The 17,522-nt window shown below is 52.0% G+C and carries 20 protein-coding genes and 1 pseudogene; 15 read left to right on the top strand and 6 right to left on the bottom strand.

All coding sequences use genetic code 11. From position 1 onward, the window contains the following. Nucleotides 1–13: 13 nt before the first annotated feature. The 12 genes from ACVBEF_RS11250 to hutC all read left to right on the top strand — a co-directional run bounded on the left by ACVBEF_RS11250 (nucleotide 14) and on the right by hutC (nucleotide 9,739). Nucleotides 14–448 (top strand): hypothetical protein, encoded by a 435-nt coding sequence (locus tag ACVBEF_RS11250; protein WP_447124032.1) that lies wholly within the window; start codon nucleotides 14–16, stop codon nucleotides 446–448. After that, entirely contained in the window at nucleotides 445–1,203 is a 759-nt protein-coding gene (locus tag ACVBEF_RS11245; protein ID WP_447124031.1) for a COG4705 family protein, read from the top strand. Before ACVBEF_RS11250 ends, ACVBEF_RS11245 begins: the two co-directional genes overlap by 4 nt. 48 nt (nucleotides 1,204–1,251) lie before the next feature. Continuing rightward, nucleotides 1,252–1,806 carry a cytochrome b gene (locus tag ACVBEF_RS11240; RefSeq protein ID WP_447124030.1) on the top strand — a complete coding sequence of 185 codons (555 nt, stop codon included), beginning with the start codon at nucleotides 1,252–1,254 and terminating at the stop codon, nucleotides 1,804–1,806. Nucleotides 1,807–1,858: 52 nt separating this feature from the next. Then, complete coding sequence (locus ACVBEF_RS11235) at nucleotides 1,859–2,524, top strand: response regulator (protein ID WP_447124029.1); 666 nt, start codon at nucleotides 1,859–1,861, stop codon at nucleotides 2,522–2,524. Then, nucleotides 2,500–3,915 carry a sensor histidine kinase gene (locus tag ACVBEF_RS11230; RefSeq protein ID WP_447124028.1) on the top strand — a complete coding sequence of 472 codons (1,416 nt, stop codon included), beginning with the start codon at nucleotides 2,500–2,502 and terminating at the stop codon, nucleotides 3,913–3,915. Before ACVBEF_RS11235 ends, ACVBEF_RS11230 begins: the two co-directional genes overlap by 25 nt. Before the next feature lie 135 nt (nucleotides 3,916–4,050). Beyond that, entirely contained in the window at nucleotides 4,051–4,479 is a 429-nt protein-coding gene (locus ACVBEF_RS11225; RefSeq protein WP_447124027.1) for a hypothetical protein, read from the top strand. A gap of 123 nt (nucleotides 4,480–4,602) precedes the next feature. Next, nucleotides 4,603–4,980 carry a hypothetical protein gene (locus ACVBEF_RS11220; RefSeq protein ID WP_447124026.1) on the top strand — a complete coding sequence of 126 codons (378 nt, stop codon included), beginning with the start codon at nucleotides 4,603–4,605 and terminating at the stop codon, nucleotides 4,978–4,980. A 9-nt stretch (nucleotides 4,981–4,989) separates the two neighbouring features. Further along, entirely contained in the window at nucleotides 4,990–6,399 is a 1,410-nt protein-coding gene (locus tag ACVBEF_RS11215; protein ID WP_447124025.1) for a TolC family protein, read from the top strand. A gap of 27 nt (nucleotides 6,400–6,426) precedes the next feature. Continuing rightward, nucleotides 6,427–7,818, top strand: a complete 1,392-nt coding sequence (locus ACVBEF_RS11210) for a multicopper oxidase family protein (protein WP_447124049.1) — start codon at nucleotides 6,427–6,429, stop codon at nucleotides 7,816–7,818. A 62-nt stretch (nucleotides 7,819–7,880) separates the two neighbouring features. After that, a complete protein-coding gene (locus ACVBEF_RS11205; RefSeq protein WP_447124024.1) occupies nucleotides 7,881–8,336 on the top strand; it encodes a cupredoxin domain-containing protein in 456 nt (151 codons plus the stop codon). A gap of 32 nt (nucleotides 8,337–8,368) precedes the next feature. Then, on the top strand, nucleotides 8,369–8,725 hold the full coding sequence (locus ACVBEF_RS11200; RefSeq protein WP_447124023.1) for a copper-binding protein: 357 nt from the start codon (nucleotides 8,369–8,371) through the stop codon (nucleotides 8,723–8,725). Nucleotides 8,726–9,037: 312 nt separating this feature from the next. Continuing rightward, nucleotides 9,038–9,739: a histidine utilization repressor gene (hutC, locus tag ACVBEF_RS11195; RefSeq protein WP_447124022.1), complete on the top strand. Its 702-nt coding sequence runs from the start codon at nucleotides 9,038–9,040 to the stop codon at nucleotides 9,737–9,739. Between the two features lie 164 nt (nucleotides 9,740–9,903). Here hutC and ACVBEF_RS11190 read toward each other — a convergent pair whose 3' ends face one another. The 3 genes from ACVBEF_RS11190 to tcdA form a co-directional block, all read right to left on the bottom strand. After that, nucleotides 9,904–10,254, bottom strand: a complete 351-nt coding sequence (locus tag ACVBEF_RS11190) for a hypothetical protein (RefSeq protein WP_447124021.1) — start codon at nucleotides 10,252–10,254, stop codon at nucleotides 9,904–9,906. 10 nt (nucleotides 10,255–10,264) lie between these two features. Further along, nucleotides 10,265–10,969, bottom strand: coding sequence for an MgtC/SapB family protein (locus ACVBEF_RS11185; protein WP_447124020.1), 705 nt, complete (start codon nucleotides 10,967–10,969; stop codon nucleotides 10,265–10,267). A 371-nt stretch (nucleotides 10,970–11,340) separates the two neighbouring features. Next, the gene (gene tcdA, locus ACVBEF_RS11180; RefSeq protein WP_447124019.1) at nucleotides 11,341–12,192 is read right to left on the bottom strand and encodes a tRNA cyclic N6-threonylcarbamoyladenosine(37) synthase TcdA; all 852 of its coding nucleotides are present in this window, start codon (nucleotides 12,190–12,192) and stop codon (nucleotides 11,341–11,343) included. Nucleotides 12,193–12,457: 265 nt separating this feature from the next. Here tcdA and ACVBEF_RS11175 point away from each other — a divergent pair, with 265 nt between their 5' ends. From ACVBEF_RS11175 to ACVBEF_RS11165, 3 genes are all read left to right on the top strand, one after another. Beyond that, a complete protein-coding gene (locus ACVBEF_RS11175; RefSeq protein ID WP_447124018.1) occupies nucleotides 12,458–12,994 on the top strand; it encodes a hemerythrin domain-containing protein in 537 nt (178 codons plus the stop codon). Further along, nucleotides 12,991–13,662 carry a pyridoxamine 5'-phosphate oxidase gene (gene pdxH, locus ACVBEF_RS11170; RefSeq protein WP_447124017.1) on the top strand — a complete coding sequence of 224 codons (672 nt, stop codon included), beginning with the start codon at nucleotides 12,991–12,993 and terminating at the stop codon, nucleotides 13,660–13,662. The genes ACVBEF_RS11175 and pdxH overlap by 4 nt, the downstream gene beginning before the upstream one ends. A 136-nt stretch (nucleotides 13,663–13,798) precedes the next feature. Beyond that, nucleotides 13,799–15,010 (top strand): class I SAM-dependent methyltransferase, encoded by a 1,212-nt coding sequence (locus tag ACVBEF_RS11165; protein ID WP_447124016.1) that lies wholly within the window; start codon nucleotides 13,799–13,801, stop codon nucleotides 15,008–15,010. A gap of 102 nt (nucleotides 15,011–15,112) precedes the next feature. Here the strand turns inward: ACVBEF_RS11165 and msrA are convergent, their stop codons facing one another. The 3 genes and pseudogenes from msrA to ACVBEF_RS11150 form a co-directional block, all read right to left on the bottom strand. After that, entirely contained in the window at nucleotides 15,113–15,643 is a 531-nt protein-coding gene (gene msrA / locus ACVBEF_RS11160; protein ID WP_447124015.1) for a peptide-methionine (S)-S-oxide reductase MsrA, read from the bottom strand. 164 nt (nucleotides 15,644–15,807) lie between these two features. Beyond that, nucleotides 15,808–16,536 (bottom strand): OmpW/AlkL family protein, encoded by a 729-nt coding sequence (locus tag ACVBEF_RS11155; protein ID WP_447124014.1) that lies wholly within the window; start codon nucleotides 16,534–16,536, stop codon nucleotides 15,808–15,810. 449 nt (nucleotides 16,537–16,985) lie between these two features. After that, nucleotides 16,986–17,522: pseudogene (locus tag ACVBEF_RS11150) on the bottom strand (hypothetical protein); the annotation flags it as partial.

Here is a 17,522-nt window from a genome sequence, read left to right as displayed (position 1 = left end):
TTAAGGAAAAATCATGCGCTATCTCCATTCGCTAACCCGCCCCGTTGCCGCACTATCGGCCATCGCTGTCCTGGTCCTTGCGGCTGGCTGCTCCAAGTCCCACGACACCGATAGGGCAGGCTCTGCCGCATCAGCAACCAGTCAGGCAAAGGCCGCGTCCACATTGGGAGACTTGTCTGCATTTCAGCGCATCGCCGCCGACGTTGCCGCCCTCGTGGAAAAGGGCGATCTGCCAGCAGCTAAAACTCGGATCAAGGATTTGGAGCTCGCATGGGATTCGGCGGAGGCAGGCCTGAAGCCTCGTGCAGCGGAGGATTGGCACGTACTCGACAAGTCCATTGATCATGCCCTCAGCGCGCTGCGTGCAGACGCTCCTAATCAAACCGACTGCAAAAAGGCGATGGCTGATCTGTTGACCAGTTTCGACTCCCTGCAAACAACAATATGAATACTTCAGCAGAAAAAGTCTTCAGCAAAGTCCCTGAGGTGACCCTCGTTTTTTGGGTCATCAAGATTGCCGCCACCACGCTGGGCGAAACCGGTGGTGATGCCGTTTCGATGTCGATGAAGTTGGGCTACCTCATTGGTACGGTTATTTTCTCCGCCGTATTTCTGGTTGCGGTCTTTGCGCAAATAAAGACCAAGACCTTTCGGCCCTTTCTTTACTGGGCCACGATTATTGCAACGACTACGGTTGGTACGACGCTGGCTGATTTTGCAGACCGATCCCTTGGTATTGGCTACGCTGGTGGCTCGACCTTGCTGATCGCTTTGTTGTTCGGCTCTCTGTTTATCTGGCATCGAACGCTGGGTTCAGTTTCGGTCGGCACGGTCAGTTCACCGAAGGTCGAGATGTTCTATTGGGTAACTATTATGTTTTCTCAGACCTTGGGTACGGCACTGGGCGACTGGACGGCTGGCACAGCAGGACTCGGTTACAGCGGAGCGGCCATTGTGTTTAGCGCGTTGTTGGCCTTAGTCGTTGCCGCTTACTATCGGACAAATGTGTCGCGAACCCTGCTTTTTTGGGCCGCATTCATTTTGACCCGCCCTCTCGGTGCTGTGGTGGGGGATTTTCTGGACAAGCCGCTCAGTGCAGGCGGATTGGCGCTGAGTCGTTACTCGGCATCGGCTGCACTTTTTGCTTTCATACTGAGCGCTATCTTGCTCTTGAAGCAGCGTGCCGCCAAAACAGCGCATTGAAAATGCTGCCATATTTAGCCAACACGGACATTTCAATAGGGTGAACACTTGATACAAAACAATTCTCATCAATACGACACATTAAGCAAAGCCTTTCATTGGATCACGGCCATCCTTGTCGTCATCGCATTCGTTTTGGGTCCCGGTGACTTTGGTCGATTGCTGCATGACGGTATCGACCCCGGTACACGCAATGACATCGTTTGGCATGAGTCCTTGGGGATCACCGTATTTACACTCACATTTCTCCGCTTGATCTGGGTTACAGTGCGTCCCGCTGCCCCCCGACATCAGATGGCGACATGGATGCGCCTCCTATCTCGGTTGATGCATTTTGTACTGTGGGCTTTGCTTTTTGCGTTACCGCTTTCTGCTCTGCTGGCGCTGGGAACGGAGGGTCATCCTTTGACATTATTGGGTGGGTTTCGGATCAACGAATTGCCTTTCATCGCAAACGCTTATTTGTCCGGTCTTGCCGATTGGGGCGACGTACACAAGTTTCTTGGCGATGTCATCCTATGGTTGGCAGGAATTCATGCTTTAGCTGCTATCTATCACCACATCAAACTGAAAGATAAAGTTCTTACTTCAATGCTACCGTGATACAAGCAATGTCTCTGGAGCGGGGGATACGACAATAACAATAGGAACAAGAATGCGGGTACTGTTGATCGAAGACGACGCCATGATTGGCGAAGCCATCCAAGAGGCGCTGAAAGATGCCTCTTATGCTACCGACTGGGTAAAAAACGGGCTAACCGCCCTCACGACACTGGGTTGCCAGCACTATGACCTGGTGCTGCTTGATCTTGGCCTTCCCGGTATGGATGGGCTGGAGGTGCTCACCAGCATTCGCGCCAAAGAAGACCCGGTTCCCCTGATCATCATCACGGCCCGTGATGCCCTCGATGATCGACTGCGCGGTTTGGATGGCGGGGCCGATGACTATTTGCTCAAGCCTTTTGAGATGGCCGAACTGCTGGCCCGCATGCGCGCCGTGCTACGACGCAAGGGAGGCAGCGCCACATCCCTGCTCAGCAACGGGGTGGTGTCGCTCGATCCGGCCACGCGGGAGGCCGCAGTCAACGAGAGTGCCCCGGTGCAACTCTCCAACCGTGAGTTCGCCTTATTGCAAGCTTTGCTGGCACGACCCGGTGCCATTCTTTCTCGCAGTGATCTGGAAGACCGTATCTACGGATGGGGCGAAGAGGTGGAAAGCAACGTCGTCGAATTCCTGATCCATGCGCTGCGGCGCAAACTGGGCGGCGACATCATCAAAAATGTCAGGGGGGTCGGATGGATGGTTTCAAAAACCGCTTGAACGAGTCGGTCCAGCTCAAGCTGTCCTTTTCGCTGTCGCTGGCTATTTTGGTCATCGCATTGGTGGCGGGGATATTTTCTTTCGTATCCGCATTCAACGAAGCCCATGAGTTGCAAGACGACATGCTGCGCCAGGTTGCGGCACTGTTTGATCGGCAACACCTGCCACTGGCACATCTTGGAGACGATGGCCGCGCGAAAGACAGCAATGAAGAGTCGCGCGTGATCGTCCAATATCTGACAAATGGCAGCAAGGCGGCAGGAACAGGAGAGGAGGGAACGCCGCTGCCACTACCGATGACGCTACCCGATGGACTGCATACACTAGAAGTCAACGATGAGCCGTTCCGTGTGTTGGTGAAAACAACGTCCAGTGGCGAGCGGATCGCCGTGGCGCAAGAAACCGGCATTCGCGATGAAATTGCCCGTGGCAGCGCCTTGCGTACCTTGATACCGTTTTTGATTTTGGTTCCCATACTGCTGTTGATCGTGGCTGACCTTGTGCGCAAGATGTTCCGGCCCATTGCATCTTTGTCGGCGGAAATCGATCAGCGCGCCGAACAAGCGTTACATCCCATCGAGGAAAGCCATCTTCCCGCCGAAGTGCGCCCGTTCGCGGTGGCGATCAACCGTCTGCTTGTCCGCGTTGACCAGTCAATGGAAACACAGCGCCGGTTTGTGGCCGATGCAGCGCATGAACTTCGGTCGCCTTTGACAGCCTTGTCACTGCAAGCGGAGCGACTAGCCCAGGCCGATATGTCTGCGCTTGCGCAGGCACGTCTCATGACATTGCGCCGAGGCATAGAGCGCGGACGCAACCTGCTCGACCAGCTTCTCACCCTGGCCAAGGCGCAGGCTGCGCTTGACCGACCCAAGTCGTCTGTATCGGTGCAGCACGTCTATCGACAGGTACTGGAAGACCTGATGCCTCTGGCTGAGGACAAGCACATCGACATTGGCGTCGAAGGAGAGCAAGACGCCCAACTCTGGGTCAACGCGTCAGACCTCATTGCCGTCGTCAAAAACTTAGTCGATAACGCCCTACGCTACACCCCGGGTGGTGGCAGGGTCGATCTTTCTGTGACCACCGAGAAAGGCCGCGCAATCCTGAGAATCCAAGATTCAGGGCCGGGTATTGAAATCGCTGAGCGGGAGCGGGTGTTTGACCCGTTTTATCGCACTCTCGGAAGCGATCAAGTCGGGTCAGGTCTGGGCCTTTCCATCGTCAAGGCCGTCACAGACCGGATGGGCGCGCAGATTGAACTGGGGTTCTCAGACGAAGTAAAGCATTCCGGTCTGCGTGTCTGTGTGTTCGTGCCGATGGCTAAGCCACCTCAAGAGGCTCCTTTGAAAACGGAAAATCAAGGCCCTTTAGGTCAAGACGCCGATTGAATGTTGTATGCCCGAAAACGCGTCATCAGTGAACAATTCAGCCTCCCGATTTCATCCGCTCGCAACTACTTGTGCATTCGCTAAACGGCGCAACTCAGATTGTTAGTCTTTTAGTTCTGGCCTATACTGCAGCCCATGTCCCGCCTCCTCAAGATCGCATTATTATGGCTTTTGGTCTTTGCTCTGCCTATACAAGGCTTTGCATCGGCCGGTATGCTCGCCTGCGTGGGCGCACATCAGCACCGGATGCCTGGAATATCACAGCATGACGGGGATAGCGCCGATGTCGAACAAGATGCTGCGCATCATGGGCAATTTTCTTCCAGTGGTTTTCATCAGGATGCCGCAGGAAACACCTCTTCCGACGGCAACCACCATCACGCTGCCGCCAAATGCAGTGCATGCGCCAGTTGCTGTCTGAGTACCGCTATCAGTTTGCCTCTCACGCTTGATCCAATTGCACCATTCCAAACTGATCTGGCGTTCCGCTCCCATTCAGATGCGCGATTCACCGCACACTTCCCCGAAGGCCTGGAACGGCCTCCCCACTCCCTCGCAAGCTAAATAGCAGAAGTGCGTGCACAGGCGATGTCGCCTGTCGCCACCTTCACAGCTCTGCCTTCGCGTAAGACGTGCACTTGGGTGCATATCTTGCACGCAATTCGCGTTTGCATCATCAAGGACATCATGATTTTTACCCTCTCTACGAGGCGCGCAATCTTTGCCGCTATCGTGTTATTTCCGTTCGCCGTGCACGCACAGACCTTTACGGAAGACCCACAACATCCCAACGTTATGGGTTCTGGCACGCTTTATCAATCAGTTTTTTCGGATTACAAAAGCTATCAGGATCCTGATATTCAGGCTTGGAAGAAGTCCAACGCTGAGGTCGGCAAGTCTGATGCGATGAAGGCCTCCGGCATGGCGGGCATGAAAGGCATGTCTGACAAAAACATGGACGATATGACCGCAACAAGTTCCGCGCCCGAAGGCAAAAAAACAGCATCGCCTTCCCATCAAATGCCATCCTCCATGCCAGCGCACGACGGCATGCAATCACGCTAAGGAGCGATCATGCCATTATCTTTTGTTACTTTTCGCCCGCTCGCTCTTAGCGCCTCCGTTTTATTTCTGGGTGGCTGCGCCTCGCTATCGCAGGATGGCGGCTTTGCATCGGTACAGTCGATGACGAAGGAACGCATCGGTCAGGAAGTCAAATGGGTCAAATCTGAGGCGGATGCGATCAGTGTTGCCAACACCATCGCACCGCTGCTCGCCAAACCGCTGAGTGTCGATGATGCGGTGAAGATTGCGCTGCTCAATAACAAGGGCCTGCAGGCGAGTTATAGCGAATTAGGGATCGCTGAGGCCAATGTGGTGCAGGCCGGGCGTCTCAAGAATCCCTCTTTTAGCTTTGGTCGCCTGCGCCGCGGCGATGATATCGAAATTGATCACACGTTGATGTTGCCGGTGATGGGCTTATTGACGATGCCGATGGCCAGCAAGATTGAACGGCGCTACTTCGAGCAGGCACAATTGCGTGCAGCTGCGCAAGCGTTAGCGCTCGCCGATGAAACACGTCACGCCTATTTTTCTGCCGTCTCAGCGCAAGAAACAGTTATCTATATGAGGCAAGTCACGGCTTCTGCGCAGGTCAGCGCGCAACTGGCATACAAAATGGCGGCCGTTGGCAACTGGAGCAAACTCGAGCAGATGCGTGAGCAATCTTTCTATGCCGACGCGACCGTGCAATTAGCCCGTGCGGCGCAGATGCAAGTTGCTCAACGGGAAAAGCTCATACGATTACTCGGCTTATGGGGAAGTCATACCGCGTTTGAATTGCCGGATCGTCTCCCCGATCTGCCCAAAGCCCCTGAAGAGATCGCCGATGTCGAAGTGCAGGCCATGCAAAATCGACTCGATATCATGATGGCTAAGCGCGAACTTGCCGCTCTGGCGGCATCGTTCGGACTGATCAAGACCACGCGGTTCATCAACATTCTCGACGTAGGCTTGATCCGTAACAACTATCAGTCAAGCCCATCGCGTGAGAATGGCTATTCAATTCAGCTTGAAATTCCCTTGTTCGATTGGGGCGGCGCACGGGTGGCAAAATCCGAGGCGTTGTACATGCAAGCCGTCAATCGTTGCGCAGAGCTGGCGGTGAACGCCCGTTCGGAGGTGCGCGTCGCGTATGCCGACTACCGCAGCGCCTACGATATCGCCCGACATTATCGGGATGAAATAGTGCCCCTCAAGAAGCGGATCTCGGATGAACAAATGTTGCGTTACAACGGCATGCTCATCGGGGTGTTTACTTTGTTGGCTGACGCCCGAGCGCAAGTCATCAGTGTCAATGGTGCTATCGAAGCGCTACGCGATTATTGGATCGCCGATTCCGCATTAAAAATGGCACAGACCGGCCGTTCATCGGCTGCCAGTAGTGATAAAGCGGGTAATTCTGCTGGCATGGTCACCGATTAATCGAAGGATAATTCAAGGATAAATATGATGGTCTCACGCAGAAATTTCATTAACGGTGCCGGTGCTGTCGTCATTGGCGCAGGTTTAGTCAGTCGGGTTGGTGCCGCGTCGCTGCCTGAAGCCGCCACCATGGATGGGGCGGCGACACAAGCTCCTCTGTTGCCACCGAACGGGCGTCCCTACAACCCGGTGGTTACCCTCAACGGCTGGACCTTGCCGTGGCGTATGAAAAATGGGGTCAAGGAGTTCCATCTGGTGGCCGAACCTGTCGTGCGCGAAATTGCGCCGGGGATGAAGGCTAATTTATGGGGCTATAACGGTCAGTCTCCGGGCCCCACTATTGAAGTGGTAGAAGGCGACCGTGTGCGCATCTTTGTGACCAATAAATTACCCGAACACACCAGCGTGCATTGGCACGGGCAACGTCTGCCCAATGGTATGGATGGTGTGACCGGTCTCACGCAACCCGGTATTGGACCAGGAAAAACATTCGTGTATGAATTTATTGCCAAGCGGCCGGGTACGTTTATGTATCACCCGCATGCGGATGAAATGACGCAAATGGCGATGGGCATGATGGGGTTCTGGATCACGCATCCCAAAGATCCGAGTCAGCACCGGGTAGACCGCGATTTCTGTTTTCTGCTCAATGCTTATGACATCGACCCCGGCAGCTACACGCCGAAAACCAGCACCATGCTGGACTTCAATCTGTGGACTTTCAATAGTCGCGCTTTTCCCGGTATTGATCCGATGGTATGTAATCAGAATGACAGAGTACGCATACGCGTCGGTAACCTGACCATGACCAATCATCCGATCCACTTGCACGGGCATGAATTTGTGGTCACCGGAACCGATGGCGGTTGGACCCCGTCAGGATCGCGCTGGCCTGAAGTGACGACAGATATCGCCGTCGGTCAAATGCGGGCGATTGAGTTCGATGCCAACGAACCGGGTGATTGGGCTTTCCATTGCCACAAGGCACATCACACGATGAACGCAATGGGGCATGACGTGCCAACCATGATCGGGGTTGATCAGCGCGATGTGCTGAGCAAAATAAATCAGCTCATCCCGGATTACATGGTCATGGGTGACAAGGGCGGCTCAATGGGGGAGATGGAAATGCCATTGCCCGACAACACATTGCCGATGATGACCGGCACCGGTCCGTTTGGCGGCATTGAAATGGGTGGGATGTTTACGACCGTAAAAATACGGCAAGGGATTGCGCGCAACGACTATAAGGACCCCGGTTGGTACCAGCATCCTGCTGGCACATCGGCCTATGAATGGAAAGGTGATATTGCCGCGATGCCGGATGCCACGCAAGCACCCGATGCCCAGCGCATGGCCGCCAAACCTGGCGAAAAAATTCTCACAGTAATTAAGGCAGGCGCACATAGCGATCATTAATGCTTTTTCCGAGCTTTTATATTTCCTTTAAAACACGCACTTTTTAACTGTCAGGATATTTTATGAAATCCGTTTTAATCGCCTCTACGCTGGCACTGTCCCTGTTATCGATGCAGGCCTTGGCTCACAGCGATGAAGGCCATGCAGGAGCAATGGGTACACCGGGCGACGCAAGCAAGATATCTAAAACGATAAAAGTCGATATGCACGACTCCATGCGTTTCACGCCCGCGACCTTCTTGATCAAACGCGGTGAAACGATCAAGTTCGTCGTCAAGAACTCTGGCCTGGTCAAGCATGAAATGGTCCTGGGATCAATCCAGGAGCTCAAGGAACACGCCGCATTGATGGTTAAATTTCCGGAAATGGAACACTCCGATCCCAATCAAGTATCGGTGGAGCCGGGTAAAACCGGTGAATTGGTGTGGAAGTTCAGCAAAGCCGGCACATTTGATTTTGCCTGTCTGCAACCAGGGCACTTTGAAGCTGGCATGCGCGGCACTATCGTCGTTCAATAATTTTGCTACAAAAATACAGTAAAGGCATTGATATGAAAATCGGTTCAACTCTATTGGCAGCACTCGCCCTGACACTCGCGGCCTCATTGACTGTGCCGTTTGGCGCTATGGCGGCTGAGGAAATGGCGCAAGCTGAGATGACACAAATGGCCTCTACCGACACTGCTGCGATGTCGACGGGAGAAGTGAAGAAAGTCGATAAAGCAGCAGGCAAGATCACGATTAAGCATGGCCCTTTGGATAATCTGGGCATGCCCGCCATGACCATGGTTTTTCGGGTGAAAGACGTTGCGATGCTCGACGAGGTGAAACCGGGAGATAAGATTGATTTTGTGGCGGAAAAAGTCAACGGTGCGTTGACGGTGACGACCATACAAACCGGCGGCTAAGTGCCCATCATCCTCATTTCGTGCCTTCAGAAGCCCGCAAAAAAGATTCAACAATGAAGCATGAAAGGGGACGTTCTCGGTACACCAGGATACTCCACGCGCGTATGCAGATAACAACAAAGTGACGAACATACGCCAAAACTTGTTCTTTGCGTTCGTCTGTCACTTGCCAGGCATCCATTGCTGCAAGCGGCGCCATGGCGTATACCAAACAACTCTGCGCAGCTCTTCTAAAGAGCCAAAACCGGATCGCCGTTCAGAATACAATGACGGCGTGCGCGATATTGGGAGAGCGGTTTGAAAGAGCAAGAAATGCAAAAAAAAGTACCTGTTTTTCAGTCGATAAAAGATTTTCTGCTCGCCGAGATTCAGGCTGGACACTGGCGCGAAGGCGACGCCATCCCGTCGGAGCAGGCGCTGGCAAAACAATTCAACGTCTCACGCATGACGGTCAACCGCGCAGTACGAGAACTGACCACCGAACAAATCCTCACCCGCGTGCAAGGATCGGGTACCTATGTAGCCCAACAAAAATACCAATCTACGCTAATCGAAATCAAAAGTATCGCCGAAGAAGTCCGCGCCCGTGGTCACATCCATCGCAGCGAGCTATACCAGCTGGAGCGCCACAAAGCCTCGGACCTGCTAGCGAAACAATTCGGATTAGAAATCGGTGACCCACTATTTCATTCCGTGATCGTCCATTTTGAAAACGATATCCCGATACAGGTCGAAGATCGCTGGATCAATCCGAAGGTAGTGCCGGACTACATCCGGCAGGATTTTTCCCGTATGACGCCCAACGAATACCTGATGACGACAGCCCCATTGCAGGGCATGAATTATGAGATCGAAGCGAAAACAGCGCCACGCACAATCGCCGCAATGCTGCAGATCACACAGAAAGAACCATGTCTGGTACTCAAGAGAAAAACCCTGTCGATGGACCAGGTTGCTTCGATTGCGACGATGTGGCATCCGGGAAGTCGATATCGATTTACGGGTGGGTTTTAGATCAAGGGATGTTGTATCGCGGTAGTTTGGGCGACATCAAGCAACTCGCTCTTGGCTTTGACGTTCGGTATTGAATGCGTTTTCGACTCCGTTGTTGCTTGTCGGGGGCGGTCCGACAAGCCTCCACGAAGCACCAACCGAAACAAACCCGCAACAACCGCAAATCAAGAAACCAGCTTATTAGGAATACTCTCCCAGCGCACACTACGCACACTCTTCTCCAACCCCAACCGCGTAACCAACCGCACAACATCCCCACGCTCACTAACTGAGCACAGCATCTCTATCCTGATATTCGTCAGATTACCGTTACTCACAGGCACACTGTCAAGATGCTGAACAGCGACACGACCGCACAACTGCTGCCGGATTAATTGCGCAACCTCAACCGTATCGCCAGTGCGGCAAAGCGTCACTACCCGATAAGGAAAGCGCGCCTCAACAGCAGCAGGCCTCACGCCACCAACAAAAGGCAGATATATTCCAAAGAATTTTTCACATTTCTGAAAACGCATAAGACCCCCCTTAAACTTCCACATCACTAAGCACAGCCCACCGCGCCGCACTAACACCCTTCTCCAGACTAACCCGACTAACAATTTGCTCAAGCTGCAAATGATTGCTAGGCGAGGTAATCAGATCAGCCCGCACTTCTAACTGCGTGCCAGACGGCAAGTCCTCACTATGCAACGACTGCACCACCAAATGCGGCATACCATTGAGCATATGCAACATCAACGTGCGCACCTGAACCTCATCATCCTGACGACAAACAATCGACAAGCGATACACCTGCTCAACCTCACTCGCCCCTTGCAAATCCTGACGATTAATCAAATGCGAAACGCTACGTAACAACACGTTCGTGGCAAGTATCGCCGCAGCCCCAATCGCCGCCTCAAGCGGATGCCCCAAACCACACAATACGCCAACGGCCGCCGAACACCACAGCGTCGCCGCAGTATTGAGACCGCGCACGCTAGCGCCTTCACGCATGATCACCCCAGCGCCCAAAAAGCCAATACCAGACACCACGTAGGAGGCGATGCGCGTCGCCCCTTGCGGATCAGATTCAAACGCCGCCACCATCACAAACAGGGATGCCCCTAACGCCACTAAAGCGTTAGTACGCAAACCCGCCATACGCTGACGCATCTGACGCTCAGCGCCAATAAAAGCACCCAGCGTGAGCGCGAGCAAAACCCGTACTAAAAAAATATGCCATTCCATCATCAACACCTCACCATCAAGTTGCCATGCATCGAAAAACGATAGTCATGGGCAACATTTAGTCCCGACCGACGCAACAATGCTGCGCGTAAACAGGCAACTAAAGATTAATTAAAAGGGATGGGAATATGCGAATGGTGACGAGGATCACCGGAAATACGATACTAGCAGCGCGGCGAATCTGAAAAAATCAGAGTGATTCGCAAGCTGTAGCGGAGGGAAGTCTACTGACAGGTAACGAATTGTGCCGGGCTGTTTGCCCATCCACGGGGTCTAGAACAACTGTCCAAGATTAGAACTCCAATAAACATAGTGGGGCGAAGTTTAGTGAGCCAATCACAACGTGTCAACTCAAAATAACTATCGCCCAATTACTGGGGCGGCACAGCATCAGCTGCGAGCTTACGTAAAACATGTCCGGCGGCTACTAGTCCGAACGTCGCCGTGACCACTACTGCGGAGCCATAACCGGCGCAATTCAAGCCGGTCACGCCCACCATTTCCTGACCCTCTATCGCACACACTTCTTCATTGACAGGCAAGCGTAAAGGCTCGGTTGAAAATACTGCATCGATGCCGAATTTACTTTTTTCGCCACGCGGAAAACGGTACTGCGAACGCAGTAATTTTCGCACCTTCGCTAACAAAGGTTCCTGCTCGGTCCGGGCCAGATCGCGTACTTCGATACAGGTCGGATCAACCTGTCCGCCAGCGCTGCCAATCGTCATCAACCGTATGCCATGATCGTGGCAATAAGCGATTAACGCCGCTTTGGCGCGCACATTGTCGATGGCGTCTATGACGTAATCGTAGCGGTTGCCGCCTAGCATTTCTTCCAGATTATCGGCGCTAATAAAGTCTTCGATTTCGGTGACGTTGCAATACGGATTAATTTGCCCGATGCGCTCAGCCAGAGCGGTGACTTTGGCCTTGCCCATGGTGTCAGTGAGCGCATGAATTTGCCGATTGACGTTGGATTCGGCCAGATTATCAAGGTCGATCATGGTCAAGTGACCGACCGCGCTACGCGCCAAGGCCTCAACCGCCCAGGAGCCGACGCCGCCGACGCCGATCACACAGACATGCGCGCGCCGAAAACGGCTCAGCGCCGCCGCACCGTAAAGTCGTCCAATGCCGCCAAAGCGACGATCGAAATCGATGTCTTCAGCGTTGAAGGGGGCGGTGGTAGTAAGGATTTCGGCTGGCGCAGCGGAGGAGGACATGAGTTCTGACTAGGTGTAAGATTAGATGACTATTAAACAATATTATCGAATGATCTTGCTGATACGCAACGTATAAGAAAATCCATGCGCAGTAAGTGCGCTATTTTACCGATACATTCTCCATGGTGTTTTGCGATTGCGCACGCGAGTGGGTTCCGACCTTGATTTATATCAATTTACGCCTTTGCAACCTTTGCATGAAGAGTGCTCTAAAATCAACAACACGTTGCACACTTTCGCTGCATGACTTTCACCAGGATAATTTATGAGTAATCCCCTTTTCGATACGGCACCTGATTTCGGTCAGCCGATTGCGGTACTCAAGCACTGCCACGAACGCATACGCAAACAACTTGCGACGCTCGAACGCTTGCAGGCGCACTTGCCTGAACACGGTGCAGACGCCGAGGCGCAACTCGCCGCCGCCGCAGTATTACGTTATTTCTCCAAGTCAGCACCGCATCATCATGAAGATGAAGAGCAGGATTTGTTTCCAATGCTCACCGCTACGGCGATAGATGAGGATGCGGAAGTGTTACGCAAATTGGGACCGGAAATTATGCGTGAACATCAGGAAATGGCGCAACTCTGGCAGCGACTGGAAACCCAATTGACCGCGCTTCAGAGCGGTCATGCGAGCGACCTTTCTGGTACTGACGTCGGCCTTTTTTCGCGTCTGTATCTGGCGCATATGGAGAAGGAAGAAACCTGGATCGCGCCGATGGCGAAACGCATTTTTAGCGTCGCGCAAATGGCGCAATTAGGCAGTGCCATGCAGCGCCGCAGAGGAATCTTGGCATGATGAACATCAACGGAGAAACCGACCAACTCGCGCTATCGATTGCGGACCTGCGTACGGATTATAGTCAAGCCAGCCTGTCCGAAGCAGACACGCTCACCGACCCCATGGCGCAGTTTGGAAAATGGCTGGACGAGGCAATTCGGGTGCAAATTCCGGAGCCGAATGCGATGAGTCTGGCCACCGTGAATGCGGATGGGCGGCCCTCTTCGCGTATCGTTCTGATTAAAAATTTCGACGCAGAGGGGATCACCTGGTTTACCAATTATGCAAGCAAAAAAGGCGAAGACTTAGCGCGCAATCCTTTTGCCGCGCTGCTATTTCATTGGGTTGAACTGGAGCGGCAAGTACGTATTGAGGGAAGAGTTGAACGCGTCTCGGAGGCCGACAGCGACGCCTATTTTGCTAGTCGCCCATTGGCAAGTCGTCTCGGTGCTATTGCCTCGGCGCAGAGTCAGCCGATTGCCAATCGGGCGTTGCTGGAGGTCCAATATGCGCAGGCTGAACAACAGTTTGGCGACCATCCGCCACGTCCGAAAAATTGGGGCGGATACAAGTTGGTTGCTGACACGGTAGAGTTTTGGCAAGGTCGCCGCTCACGCTTACATGACCGGATTTTGTATCGCCAAGATATGAATGGGAATTGGCAAAGGCAACGCTTGCAGCCGTAATGATGACCCGGCAAGCGCATAAATAAAATTAAGCGCATGATAATTAGGAATAATAAAACCGCAATGGCTATTGGCCTCAACATACCAGAAGCGTAAAAATATATTTCCGATCAATGCTGTTATTTGGGGACAAATCGTGTTCTGGGAAAAAAAACTTGAGAATTGGGTCGATGACATCCGCCACCACGCAGCGCTGCCATTACGGCTTGAATTATGGGATGGTCAACGTTTTGATTTCAGTACCGCGACAACCCCCGAAGTCACCGTGCGAGTGCCGCATGCCTCTTCTCTGAGTTATTTACTGACGCCTTCTTTATCGAACCTGGGTGAGGCTTATGTCGAGGGAAAAATTGAGGTCGAGGGTAAGTTAAAACAGATTATCTCGGTTGCCAATACGCTGGCGGCGACCAACCTAAAGCCGGAAGGCAAGTTTGGGCGGATCGCACGCCATGCACGTCACAGCAAGGCTAAAGATGCCGAGGCGATTCATTATCACTACGATGTTTCGAACGATTTTTATCAATTATGGCTGGACCAGAATATGGTCTATTCTTGCGCCTATTTTGAAAATGGTGATGAAGATCTGGAGACTGCCCAGCTCAAAAAAATTGACCATATTCTGACAAAAATTCAACTCCGGCCGGGCCAGACATTATTGGATATAGGTTGCGGCTGGGGTGCGCTTGTGTTGCGTGCGGCGCAGAAATTCGGCGCTAAATGTGTGGGCGTGACGCTATCTGAAAATCAATGCGCGCTTGCCAAAGAACGCGTTGCAAAAGCGGGTCTGACCGACCAGATAGAAATCCGCTTGCAAGACTATCGCGATGTGACCGGAAAATTCGACCGCATCACTAGCGTGGGGATGTTCGAGCATGTCGGCTTGAAGAATCTGCCGATGTATTTTTCGCGCATCCAATCGCTGTTAGACGACGACGGCGTTGCCATGAATCACGGCATCACGACGACCGATATTGACAATGGCGAGTCGCCCTACGGGGGTGGTGAATTTATCGATAAATATGTGTTTCCGCATGGGGAATTGCCGCATATCTGGTTGGTGTTAAAGACGATGCAGGAAGGCGGGCTGGAAGTCATGGATGTCGAAAACTTACGCCGCCACTATGCAAAAACGTGCAGTATCTGGGCGGATAATCTTGAGGCGCATTCCGATGCAGTCAGGCAGGCATCGGACGATCGCCGCTTTCGTATCTGGCGTTTGTATCTGGCCGGGAGCGCGTATGGTTTTGAGATGGACTGGATGGCGCTCTATCAGGTGGTTTGCCGCAAGGCTGGACGGAGCGCTACAACGTTGCCGTGGTCGCGTCGGTATATATACGGTGGGGCTTAATATTTACTCTCGCAATCAGACACTGTCATAAGAAAGGTCGCCCTATCCGGCGACCTTTCTTATTTATGACAGTATCTGATTGATTGCGCCCTCCCGGCACAATCAATCCTTTACTTGATCCATAAATATTTTGCGTAACTTAGCCACTTTTGGCGCAACAACAAAAGCGCAATAACCTTGCAGCGGATGTTGCTTGAAATAATTTTGATGATATTCCTCGGCCTTGTAATAGGTTTCTGCCGCCATCAATTCGGTCACAATCGGCGCGTCCCAGACACAGGCCATTTCTGCCATGACATGCTTGGCGGTTTCTTTTTGTTCGGGTGATTGATAGTAAATAACTGAGCGGTATTGCGTCCCGACATCGTTACCTTGCCGGTTCAATGTCGTCGGATCATGAATGGTAAATAATATCTCCAGCAATGTCCGCAAACTGACTTGCTCATTATCAAACGTGATGGAGACAACTTCAGCATGGCCGGTTGCGCCATCACAGACTTGCTCATAGGTCGGATTGACGACATGGCCGCCGGTATAGCCGGATTCGACATGGCTGACGCCCTTGATTTCCTGGTAGACCGCTTCGAGGCACCAAAAACAGCCGCCTCCGATCACTGCAGTTTCGTTAGCCATTTTATTCCCCTGTAGATTTATCGTTAATAAGGACTTTAACCTAGAAACAGTAGTTGACCGCATTTGTCCGATTTTCAGACAAGAAATGCAGGCGTAAAAAAACCTCGATACGATCGAGGTTTTTTATGTCTGACCCAATTTTGGGTCAGATTTTCTATCAACTATCAGAACTTGTAGCCGACAGACAAGAAGCTGACGATCGGATTTAACGTCAATTTGGTGCTGCTGCTCACTGAGCCACCACCTGGCAATGATGTAGTCAGGTCAGCTTTGGTTTTCAAAGGAATATACGATACCGAGAAGCCGACAGACCAGTGCGCATCCAGGTTATAGCTGGCACCGGCACTAATGACTGGTGCAAGTGAGCTGCCCAAATTGGCGCTGGTCTTGAAAGCCGTCGTTTGCCCGTGGCTAATATCGTAGCTCAAGGTTTGCTGGAAGGCGTTATCTAATTTCACATCCGAGTACCAGACATAAGTAGCACCGGCACCAACGAATGGACGGAACTGGCTGTTTTTGTCGCCAAAGTAGTATTTAACAAGCAGCGCCGGACTCCATTGTTTAGCCGAACCAATATGCGTGCCTTGCAAAATACCTTCACCATCCAATTTAAATGTTGGCGGGATACCTGCATCGGCAGAGATTACCCAGTTATCTGTGAGGAAGTGACTGAACTGCAAACCCAACGTATCTGCAGTTCCAACGCCAGCACCGGTATTAGGAACAGTCATACCGCCAACGACCAAATTTTGACTTGAATCTTGCGGTGCCAGATGAAACCAGCCTACGTTGACGATGTTATCGCCCGCTTGCTGTGCCATGGCAGGCATAGCAGCCATAGTCAGCAAGGTTAATGCGGCGATTTTTGGCAGTGCGGAAAAATGTTTTTTCATGTCTTCTCCAAGTATTAATAAATATAAAGTTAATAATGCATTTGGTATCGCTTTAGATTTGCTGCGATTACCATGTTTGGCGCCTACCTCGCTATTACTCCCTGATCACTGAGATCAGGGAGTAATTAACGGCGCTCTGTTATTTTATTCAAGACAGATATATCTAGTTGAGCGATTTTTATTGCGCTACTATTTTTTAGCAAAAAGTACGCGCGTGCTATTCTTTTTTGACACTATGCCAGCTTTAAAACCGTTTGACTATGCCTGAGTTTACTTGTGGCATTTTTGCGTCAAAAAATCGTCGCATCGCAAAATATGACGAATACATTTTCAACAAATACGATATGAAAACGCATTCATATTGAAAAAATGCCACTCCGTACTGCGATACGGAATGGCATTCAATTGCCGTCCAAGGAACGGCAAGACTCAGAAAAAGACGGGCGTATTTAGTGAACGTAAATGTGCCATGCACTGGACCATGCTGTGCCTACTCCAGGCGCATATGCCGACTGGCTGCACCAGCCGCTGACAGCGCCGGATTGACATTGGTATAGCGCACCCTGATTGAAAACAATCGCACCACCATCATAGCGTTGACCTGCCTGATAAGTCGGATACCCGGACGTATTTTCTACGTTTGTATAAACCGTCCAGGCATGTTCGCCATAGGAACTTCCTGGCGCATAGGCCGATTGTCCACACCAACCAGTCTGTTTGCATTGATACTGATTGCCGTTGTGTCTGACGACATCTCCGAGCGTGTATTTGCCGCCATCCTTGTAGACAGGATGCGCAGATACAGGATCTTCAGGAGTAATAACGTCTACCGGCTCAGGCCCAACGATCTCGTCAATGACCGTATCGATAATCGGCTCAGGCTCAACGTTATCGTCAATGACCGTATCGATAATCGGTTCAGGCTCAACGCTATCGTCAATGACCGTATCGATAATCGGTTCAGGCTCAACGCTATCGTCAATGAC

This window comes from Glaciimonas sp. GG7 (genome assembly GCF_052976905.1).
Note: the sequence above shows the minus strand (reverse complement) of the source record. Positions and strands in the feature narration are given on the sequence as shown.

Coding starts and splice junctions, on each gene's coding strand:
- ACVBEF_RS11220 (WP_447124026.1), top strand. CDS start 4,603: ATGATTTTTACCCTCTCTACGAGGCGCGCAATCTTTGCCGCTATCGTG.
- ACVBEF_RS11205 (WP_447124024.1), top strand. CDS start 7,881: ATGAAATCCGTTTTAATCGCCTCTACGCTGGCACTGTCCCTGTTATCG.
- ACVBEF_RS11230 (WP_447124028.1), top strand. CDS start 2,500: ATGGATGGTTTCAAAAACCGCTTGAACGAGTCGGTCCAGCTCAAGCTG.
- ACVBEF_RS11185 (WP_447124020.1), bottom strand. CDS start 10,969: ATGGAATGGCATATTTTTTTAGTACGGGTTTTGCTCGCGCTCACGCTG.
- ACVBEF_RS11200 (WP_447124023.1), top strand. CDS start 8,369: ATGAAAATCGGTTCAACTCTATTGGCAGCACTCGCCCTGACACTCGCG.
- ACVBEF_RS11190 (WP_447124021.1), bottom strand. CDS start 10,254: ATGCGTTTTCAGAAATGTGAAAAATTCTTTGGAATATATCTGCCTTTT.
- tcdA (WP_447124019.1), bottom strand. CDS start 12,192: ATGTCCTCCTCCGCTGCGCCAGCCGAAATCCTTACTACCACCGCCCCC.
- ACVBEF_RS11250 (WP_447124032.1), top strand. CDS start 14: ATGCGCTATCTCCATTCGCTAACCCGCCCCGTTGCCGCACTATCGGCC.
- ACVBEF_RS11215 (WP_447124025.1), top strand. CDS start 4,990: ATGCCATTATCTTTTGTTACTTTTCGCCCGCTCGCTCTTAGCGCCTCC.
- hutC (WP_447124022.1), top strand. CDS start 9,038: ATGCAAAAAAAAGTACCTGTTTTTCAGTCGATAAAAGATTTTCTGCTC.
- ACVBEF_RS11175 (WP_447124018.1), top strand. CDS start 12,458: ATGAGTAATCCCCTTTTCGATACGGCACCTGATTTCGGTCAGCCGATT.
- pdxH (WP_447124017.1), top strand. CDS start 12,991: ATGATGAACATCAACGGAGAAACCGACCAACTCGCGCTATCGATTGCG.
- msrA (WP_447124015.1), bottom strand. CDS start 15,643: ATGGCTAACGAAACTGCAGTGATCGGAGGCGGCTGTTTTTGGTGCCTC.
- ACVBEF_RS11155 (WP_447124014.1), bottom strand. CDS start 16,536: ATGAAAAAACATTTTTCCGCACTGCCAAAAATCGCCGCATTAACCTTG.
- ACVBEF_RS11225 (WP_447124027.1), top strand. CDS start 4,051: ATGTCCCGCCTCCTCAAGATCGCATTATTATGGCTTTTGGTCTTTGCT.
- ACVBEF_RS11245 (WP_447124031.1), top strand. CDS start 445: ATGAATACTTCAGCAGAAAAAGTCTTCAGCAAAGTCCCTGAGGTGACC.
- ACVBEF_RS11210 (WP_447124049.1), top strand. CDS start 6,427: ATGGTCTCACGCAGAAATTTCATTAACGGTGCCGGTGCTGTCGTCATT.
- ACVBEF_RS11235 (WP_447124029.1), top strand. CDS start 1,859: ATGCGGGTACTGTTGATCGAAGACGACGCCATGATTGGCGAAGCCATC.